The organism is Serratia sp. ASV30 (assembly GCF_016428815.1).
GTDB classification, from domain to species: Bacteria; Pseudomonadota; Gammaproteobacteria; order Enterobacterales; family Enterobacteriaceae; genus Chania; species Chania fonticola_C.
In genome coordinates this window covers 1-8254 of record NZ_JAELTL010000103.1, presented here as the reverse complement: position 1 = coordinate 8254, position 8254 = coordinate 1, and the positions used below count along the sequence as shown (strand labels likewise).

Here is an 8254-nt window from a genome sequence, read left to right as displayed (position 1 = left end):
CCCCCCCCCCCCCCCCCCCCCCCCCCCCCCCCCCCCCCCCCCCCCCCCTTTTTTAGTTGGCATCGTCGGCAGCGTCAGATGTGTATAAGAGACAGGCCTTACCTTGCGGATTCGTAAGCCATCATGGCCGCAACCTCCGTTTCTCCGCTACGAATGCGGATCTCACAGAGTCTTTTCCTGGTCATCCAGGTAAACACCAGTACGGTGATACAGAGAATAACCAGGGCTATTACGACTAACTTTTGCGGCATGATAGCCTCCTTGTCCTTGCCTTTCGGTGGGTAAGAGGCTACCTTTATGGTGTTCATGCATAAGAGTGGCCTCGGGTTGATTTATATCAATTCGGGGCTTTTCTCTTTCTATCCCTTGCTAATGCTCAGGACAAAAAGATCCAGAGCACCCACGCAAATGTTAACAGTAATCCCGCCTGGTAATAAATCAGCGCTTTGTTACATAGAACAATTAAGCTGAACCAGCCCAGTATAAATTCCTGCGTATTTTGGACTTTTTGCTCGTTGTTTGCGATGCTGACCGCAGTCCATAGCGATGATGAATGGCGTGAGGTGAAAGCCAGGCTGGAAGTTTTGCTGAAGCGCTAAACTCGTGGAGCAAACAGTGGCATGATCTCATTGGGCGCAGCATGCAGCGCCCCTATAACAGCCTTTCAACTCCGTGCTAAATTCCCCACGCCACCGTCGATCAGCAGTTCACTGCCCACCATGTAGCTGGATTCGTCAGATGCGAGGAATACGGCGGCTTTTGCCAATTCCAGCGCGGTCCCCATGCGGCCAATCGGCACCAGCGCGTGGATCTCTTCGCGCAATGTCTGTTCAGCCTGTGCCGGTAAACCCAGCTTGCCCAGCGCCGGAGTTGCCGTTGGGCCAGGGCTAAGGCCGTTGACGCGAATACCGCGCGGGTGCAGCTCGGCAGAAAGTGAACGCGCCAAAGATAAAATCCCGGCTTTACTGGCGGCATAGACGCTGCTTTGCGCCAGGCCAATATGCGCGCTGACAGAACCACACAGGATCACCGAGGCGGGATTGCCCAGCAACGGTAACAGGGCCTGGATCAAAAACAGTGGGCCTTTGAGATTGGTGTTCATCAGTTGGTCATAGCGCTGTTGATCCCATTCCTGTAACGGCAGGTGGGTGACATCACCGGCGTTGATATACAGGATATCCAGCCGGGGCCAGCTTTTAGCCAACTGCGCTGCCAAAATCCTCTGTTGGCCGATAACCCCGGCGTCATTGTGCAATAGCACGACATCCCCTAGCGTTTCGCCAGCCGCTGTTAACCCGCTAGCGCTGCGCCCGGTGATCGCCACAGTGGCTCCTTCGGCAATAAACTGCCGGGCCGTCTCCAGTCCGATGCCGCTGGTTCCCCCGGTAATCAACGCGTATTTACCTGTTAATCGTGACATAACCCTTCCTCTCGTTGGCCAGTTACGCCATTATTGGTTTGTTAGTACCTTTTGCATAGTAGGTACCGCTTGGATACTAAAAGACAAGGTGGGATGCAATGGCGTCAATAGTGAAAGGGCAGGTCGAAAAAAATTTCCCGTTACCGCCTGCGGGAGAACCGTGCCCGATGGTGAGCTTCGTCAATTTGATTTCAGGCAAATGGGCGATCCCGATCCTGTATCGCCTGATGGTGATCGACGGCCCGATACGCTTTAGCGAATTACAGCGCGCAGTGGCACCCATCGCGCAAAAAGAGCTGACACGTCAGCTCCGCCAGTTTGAACAATGCGGTCTTGTCACTCGGCAGGTGTTTCCACAGGTGCCACCACGGGTGGAGTACCAGATAACGCCTCTGGGTAAAACATTGCGCCCCACGTTAGACTCGTTGGCTGACTGGATGCGTGGCCATGCGCCGCAGCTGATCGGTAGTTAATCATCGCCAGTAAACTCGTAAGGTTGAGTGATTCTCCATCACTCGATACGGAAAGTGCGCAATCGGGTTGATAGCAGTAGAATTTGTCACGCATACTGCGTAAACCAATATTTTCGCTGAACAAGGAGTTCCAGATGGCCGAAGAAACGATTTTCAGTAAAATTATTCGCCGTGAAATCCCTGCCGATGTGGTCTACCAGGACGAACTGGTCACCGCATTTCGTGATATTTCCCCACAGGCACCGACCCACATCCTGATCGTGCCGAACGTACTGATCCCAACGGTGAACGACGTGACCGTGGAGCACGAGGCCGCATTAGGCCGTATGATCACCGTGGCGGCCAAAATTGCCGAGCAGGAAGGGATTGCCGAAGACGGTTACCGCTTGCTCATTAATTGCAATCGTCATGGCGGGCAGGAGGTCTATCATATTCATATGCATTTAGTCGGTGGCCGCGCTCTGGGCCCGTTATTGTCACGTTAACCGAGGAAGACCATGCGCTATATCCACACGACGCGTTACTTGATGGCGCTGGTGCTCCCCGCCGCGATGCTGATGGGGTGTAGCAGCCCGAAGGGCATCTCGGTCAATGAACGGCAAACGGTAGTGATGGATTCACCGGTACTGACGGCGGGTATTCTGGCGGATAACCCGTCTATTGCCGATGCATCTGGCCGCCTGCGGGCCAGTTCGGTGCTCAGCAACACCCAGACGACGCCGGTGACCCTCCACTATCGTTTCTACTGGTATGACAAACAGGGGCTGGATATCCTGCCTTTTGAAAAGCCGCGCACGGTCACCGTTGCCGCCAATTCAGACACCGAGATTTATTCGTTGAATGGCAACCTTGATGCCAAGCGTGTACGTCTGTATTTATACTTATAAGTTTTGGGTTACGTTGGAGAAGGTAATGAAAAAGTTCCTATGGGTGGCGCTGGCCGCGTTGGTGTTAACCGGTTGTCCATCACGCCCACCAGAGCCTACGGCACCGGTGACTGTCGAGCCACAGCCGCAACCAGAGCCTCAGCCTGAACCGTTGCCACCAACCACCGAACCGGTGCCACAGCCGCCGAAGATCCAGCAGCTTGATTGGCTGGGTAGCGTACAGCCGTTGGTCAATCAGATGCTGAGGGCTGATGGCGTCACGCCTGGCAGCGTATTGCTGTTGGACAGCGTGAAAAACAATACCAATGGCTCATTGAGCATCGGCAACGCCACCTCGGCGCTGCATCAGGCTTTGGCATCCAACAACACCTTTGCCGTCGTGCCGGAAGCGCAGTTGGCGAGCGCCAAACAGACGCTGGGCCTGTCGGCGGAAGACAGCCTCGGATCGCGCAGCAAGGCGATTGGCCTGGCGCGCATCGTCAATGCGCAATACGTGTTGTATAGCGACGTCAGTGGCGATGTGAAGTCACCGGCGATGGAAATGCAACTGATGCTGGTACAAACCGGTGAGATCGTCTGGTCAGGCAATGGCGACGTCAAATACTGAATCCCAGCTGCGGCGACTCTTGAGTAACAGGCTGCCGGCGGTAAATACCGCCGGTTGTCATTTTAGCCAGGTACAAGGGTTGAGCGGCGAGAGCTGGCGGGTCGACGGTGGTGATGTGCAACTGCTGGCCCGTCCGCAGACGCCTGAAAAACGCATGCTCGGCGTTAACCGTCGGCGTGAGGGGCAAGTGCTCAAGCGCGCTGGATTAGGCATGGGGCCAAAGGTATGGTTACAGAGTCCTGAGTGGTTGATCGTCGAATGGCTTGGCGGTGAGAGCGTTGACGAAACGGCGTTTGCTTCCTTAACGGCCAACGGGGAACTGGCAGAGCTGACAGCACGGTTGCATAACCGTGGGTTGAGTGGTTACCGGCTGGATCTGCAACAGCAATTTACCCGCTATTGGCAGCAAATTGATCGCCGGCGGATCACGCCTGCCTGGCTGCGTTGGCAGCGCTATTTCATCACTGGCACCATGCCGCGACCGTTGCAGCTGGCAACGCTGCACATGGATATTCATGCCGGTAATCTGCTGCGACAGGCCGGGCAGCTCAGGCTGATCGACTGGGAGTATGCCGCCGATGGCGATATCGCCCTTGAGCTGGCGGCGATGTTTCGCTTCAATCAATTTTCCCCGGCTGTGCAACAACGCTTTTTAGAGCAATACCAACCCCACGGCTATGCCGATTTGCCGCAGCTGGCCTCACAGGTTCAGCGTTGGTTGCCATGGGTGGATTACCTGATGCTGATGTGGTGCGAAGTGCGCTGGCAGCAGTGTCGGGATGCGGAATTTTTGCGTTGGGGCGCAGCGTTATACCGGCGTTTTTGTTTATCATCGTCAAATTAATCATGAATACTGATGTGAGGTGGCCGTGGGCCCAGTAATGCTAGATGTCGTCGGCTATGAGCTGGACGCAGAAGAACGCGAGATTTTAAAACACCCGCTGGTAGGGGGCTTGATCCTGTTTACCCGCAACTTTGCCGATCCGCAGCAGTTGCGTGAGCTGGTTCGCCAAATCCGCGCGGCCTCGCATTCGCGGCTGGTGGTGGCGGTGGATCAGGAAGGCGGGCGCGTACAGCGCTTTCGCGAAGGTTTTACCCGCTTACCGGCGGCGCAGTCCTTTGCGGCGCTCAACGATGCTCAGGAAGGCGGGCGTCTGGCTCAGGAAGCCGGGTGGCTGATGGCCTCGGAAATGATTGCCCAGGATATCGATATCAGCTTTGCCCCGGTATTGGACATCGGCCACGCCAGCGCGGCGATTGGCGAGCGTTCTTTCCATAGCGATCCGCAGCAGGCGTTAGTGATGGCCGAACGCTTTATCCAGGGAATGCACAGCGCCGGGATGAAAACCACCGGCAAGCATTTCCCTGGGCATGGCGCGGTTACGGCGGACTCGCATAAAGAAACTCCGCGCGATCCACGGCCATTGGCTCAAATCCGCGAACATGATATGACTATCTTCCGTGAGCTGATCCAACGCGGATTGCTGGATGCCATCATGCCAGCCCACGTTATCTATACTGAAGCAGACCCGCGCCCGGCCAGCGGCTCGCCTTACTGGCTGCAGCAAATTTTGCGTCAGGAGCTAGGCTTTGAGGGCGTGATCTTCTCTGACGATCTGTCGATGGAAGGGGCGGCGATCATGGGCAGCTATGCCGAACGTGGCCAGGCGGCGCTGGATGCCGGTTGCGATATGATCCTGGTTTGTAATAATCGGGCAGGGGCGGTCAGCGTGTTAGATAACCTGTCCCCGGTCAAAGTAGAGAAATTGCAGCGGTTATATCATCGCGGTCAGTTCACCCGTCAGGAACTGCGCGATTCCGACCGTTGGCAAAAGGCGCATCATGCGCTGAGTCAATTGCATGAACGCTGGGAAGAGCATAAGCAACGCTCAGCGGGGTGAACGGCCAGGGCGCCGCAAGAAGGCGGCGTTAATAATGGGGGCTGCCAGCGGCCCCCAGCTTGTTGCGAGGAACCACATGATTATCTATTTGCATGGCTTCGATTCCACCAGTCCCGGCAATCATGAAAAGATTATGCAGTTACAGTTCATCGATCCGGACGTGCGCTTTATCAGCTACAGCACTTTGCATCCGCGCCATGATATGCAGCATTTATTGAAAGAGGTGGACAAGGCGGTTCAGCAGGAAGGGGATGCCCATCCATTGATCTGCGGTGTGGGTCTTGGGGGCTTTTGGGCTGAACGTATCGGTTTTTTGTGCGGCATCCGTCAGGTGATCTTCAACCCGAACCTGTACCCGGAAGAACATATGCACGGCAAGATCGACCGGCCGGAAGAGTATCGTGATATCGCCACCAAATGCGTGGAAGATTTCCGTGAGAAGAACCGCGATCGCTGCCTGGTGGTGCTTTCTCGCCAGGACGAAGTGTTGGACAGCCAGCGTAGTGCCGAGTTGCTGCACAAGTATTATGAAATCGTCTGGGATGAACAGCAGAGTCACAAGTTTAAAAACATCTCGCCGCACTTGCAACGCATCAAAGCGTTCAAGACATTGGCGTAACAGTTTTATAACGCATTATTGAGCCGTGAACGCTGTTCCCCAAGGGCAGCAATTGCGGCTTTTTTGTTTTTATCGTGCCCGTTTTCGCCAGTGGACAGCAAAATGTAAAACTGTGATCTCACGCTAACTATTTGAATCACAATCCTCAAAAAATCCCTTCGTCCAGCCTTTAACCAAAAAACTTTGACGTACATCAATTTTGGTATGACCAAATAACCTCTCGTGCTATTCTGGCCCCAGATTGCAGGTTTAACTTAAGCGAACCCTATGTATTCTAAGGATATTATTTATTTACCCTTAGGCAACAATTGGTTCACATTCAGGGGGTCATTTTGACAACGCCAAAGAAAAAAATCGTTATTGTCGGCGGTGGTGCCGGTGGTCTGGAGCTGGCAACCAGCCTGGGCCATAAACTGGGTCGTAAGCACAAAGCGGAGATCACGCTGGTGGATCGCAACCACAGCCATCTGTGGAAGCCATTGCTGCATGAAGTGGCTACCGGCTCCCTGGATGACGGTGTGGATGCGTTGAACTACCTGGCGCATGCGCGTAATCACTTCTTCAACTTCCAACTGGGTTCACTGGTCAACATTGACCGTGAAAAGAAAACGCTGCAGTTAACGCAGATCTGCGATGAGCAAGGCTGCCAGTTGGTTCCCGCCCGCGAGTTGAGCTACGACATCCTGGTGATGGCGCTCGGCAGCACCTCGAACGACTTTGGCACCCCAGGGGTAAGAGATAACTGCATCTTCCTGGATAACCCGAATCAGGCGCACCGTTTCCATAACGAGATGTTGAACCTGTTCCTCAAGTTCTCTGCCAATCCGGAAGAGAAGGAGAGCGTGAATATTGCCATCGTGGGCGGTGGGGCTACCGGCGTTGAGCTGTCGGCAGAACTGCATAATGCGGTCAAACAGCTGCACAGCTACGGCTTTGAAGGGCTGGATAACAGCGCCTTGAAGGTTACCCTGGTTGAAGCCGGTGAGCGTATTCTGCCAGCGCTGCCGCCGCGTATTTCCGCAGCGGCGCACCAGGAACTGAACAAGCTTGGCGTACGCGTATTAACCAATACCATGGTGACCAGTGCCGATGAGCATGGCCTGAACACTAAAGGCGGCGAATTTATCAATGCCGATCTGATGGTGTGGGCGGCGGGCATCAAGGCACCAGACTTTATGAAAGAGATTGCTGGGCTGGAAACCAACCGCATCAATCAGCTGGTAGTTGAGCCAACGCTGCAAACCACCCGTGATGCCAACATCTTTGCTATCGGTGACTGCGCTTCCTGCCCACGTGAAGGCGGAGGCTTTGTGCCACCTCGGGCACAGTCTGCTCACCAGATGGCATCACGTTGCTATAGCAACATCCTGGCGATGATGCACGATCAGCCGATGAAGCCTTACGTTTATAAGGATCACGGTTCACTGGTCTCGCTTTCCCGCTTCAGTACCGTAGGTAGCCTGATGGGCAACCTGATGCGCGGTTCAATGATGGTCGAAGGGCGTATCGCCCGCGTGGTGTATATTTCGCTGTACCGTATGCACCAGGTAGCACTGCACGGCTATACCAAAACCGGCCTGATGATGCTGGTGGGTGGTATCAACCGCGTGATCCGTCCGCGCTTGAAGATGCACTAATTTTTTTAACCCATTTGTTCGGTTGATGAAAACCCACGTAGGCTTGCCGCGTGGGTTTTTTATTGCCGTGAGATCAGTAGGTTGCCAGACTGCGCCCCTAAGAACGGAGTGTGCGACTTTCACCGCACTCAATTCACTGACATTTTAATACATTGTTCAATGGCATCGGGGAGCGAGTCACCACCTTGTTAAGAATTGACTAATCAAATATTGGGCTATAGTAACTGTGGCCCTACAGAGAAAGTATCGCCGTTGACATACTCTTTAAAGCCCACGATTAACTTCATAGTTCACAAAACATGGTTGCTGTTTTTGAGCCATAAAATGTCACTTATAAAACAGGTGTTAAGATGATGAATAAAGTGTCACTCGCGATTGAAATTCAAAAAGACGCTTTTTCCAAACACAAGTTTTTCACTCATATCCGCAATGCAACACTTCCGCTTGAGGAACGACTTTCTTTTCTACCTGGCATGTCACATTTTATTATGAGTTTCGGAGACATAAATAAATACGTGCTACCTTTTGCTTCCCCCTGTCTCTTATACACATCTCCGAGCCCACGAGACAGGAGGTATCATCGCGGATGCCGTCTTCTGCTTGAAAAGGGGGGGGGGGGGGGGGGGGGGGGGGGGGGGGGGGGGGGGGGGGGGGGGGGGGGGGGGGGGGGGGGGGGGGGGGGGGGGGGGGGGGGGGGGGGGGGGGGGGGG

At 54.5% G+C, this 8254-nt stretch carries 10 protein-coding genes; 8 read left to right on the top strand and 2 right to left on the bottom strand.

Annotated features, from left to right (window positions below):
• Nucleotides 1–98: 98 nt before the first annotated feature.
• Together JHD74_RS25000 and JHD74_RS24995 are read right to left on the bottom strand one after the other, a co-directional pair.
• Complete coding sequence (locus JHD74_RS25000) at nucleotides 99–251, bottom strand: type I toxin-antitoxin system Hok family toxin (protein ID WP_233169673.1); 153 nt, start codon at nucleotides 249–251, stop codon at nucleotides 99–101.
• A gap of 413 nt (nucleotides 252–664) precedes the next feature.
• Nucleotides 665–1420, bottom strand: coding sequence for an SDR family oxidoreductase (locus tag JHD74_RS24995; RefSeq protein WP_074031326.1), 756 nt, complete (start codon nucleotides 1418–1420; stop codon nucleotides 665–667).
• Nucleotides 1421–1587: 167 nt separating this feature from the next.
• Between JHD74_RS24995 and JHD74_RS24990 the strand changes: the two genes are divergently transcribed.
• The 8 genes from JHD74_RS24990 to JHD74_RS24955 all read left to right on the top strand — a co-directional run bounded on the left by JHD74_RS24990 (nucleotide 1588) and on the right by JHD74_RS24955 (nucleotide 7544).
• Complete coding sequence (locus tag JHD74_RS24990) at nucleotides 1588–1893, top strand: helix-turn-helix domain-containing protein (RefSeq protein ID WP_024531150.1); 306 nt, start codon at nucleotides 1588–1590, stop codon at nucleotides 1891–1893.
• 134 nt (nucleotides 1894–2027) lie between these two features.
• On the top strand, nucleotides 2028–2378 hold the full coding sequence (gene hinT / locus JHD74_RS24985) for a purine nucleoside phosphoramidase (protein ID WP_021178295.1): 351 nt from the start codon (nucleotides 2028–2030) through the stop codon (nucleotides 2376–2378).
• 12 nt (nucleotides 2379–2390) lie between these two features.
• Entirely contained in the window at nucleotides 2391–2780 is a 390-nt protein-coding gene (locus JHD74_RS24980; RefSeq protein WP_024531149.1) for a YcfL family protein, read from the top strand.
• A gap of 25 nt (nucleotides 2781–2805) precedes the next feature.
• Entirely contained in the window at nucleotides 2806–3387 is a 582-nt protein-coding gene (gene lpoB, locus JHD74_RS24975; protein WP_199063780.1) for a penicillin-binding protein activator LpoB, read from the top strand.
• A complete protein-coding gene (locus JHD74_RS24970) occupies nucleotides 3368–4231 on the top strand; it encodes a phosphotransferase (RefSeq protein ID WP_199063779.1) in 864 nt (287 codons plus the stop codon). Before lpoB ends, JHD74_RS24970 begins: the two co-directional genes overlap by 20 nt.
• 37 nt (nucleotides 4232–4268) lie before the next feature.
• The gene (gene nagZ, locus JHD74_RS24965) at nucleotides 4269–5288 is read left to right on the top strand and encodes a beta-N-acetylhexosaminidase (RefSeq protein ID WP_029712059.1); all 1020 of its coding nucleotides are present in this window, start codon (nucleotides 4269–4271) and stop codon (nucleotides 5286–5288) included.
• 76 nt (nucleotides 5289–5364) lie between these two features.
• The gene (ycfP, locus tag JHD74_RS24960) at nucleotides 5365–5907 is read left to right on the top strand and encodes an alpha/beta hydrolase YcfP (protein WP_024485957.1); all 543 of its coding nucleotides are present in this window, start codon (nucleotides 5365–5367) and stop codon (nucleotides 5905–5907) included.
• 332 nt (nucleotides 5908–6239) lie between these two features.
• On the top strand, nucleotides 6240–7544 hold the full coding sequence (locus JHD74_RS24955; RefSeq protein ID WP_024485958.1) for an NAD(P)/FAD-dependent oxidoreductase: 1305 nt from the start codon (nucleotides 6240–6242) through the stop codon (nucleotides 7542–7544).
• Nucleotides 7545–8254: the final 710 nt, after the last annotated feature.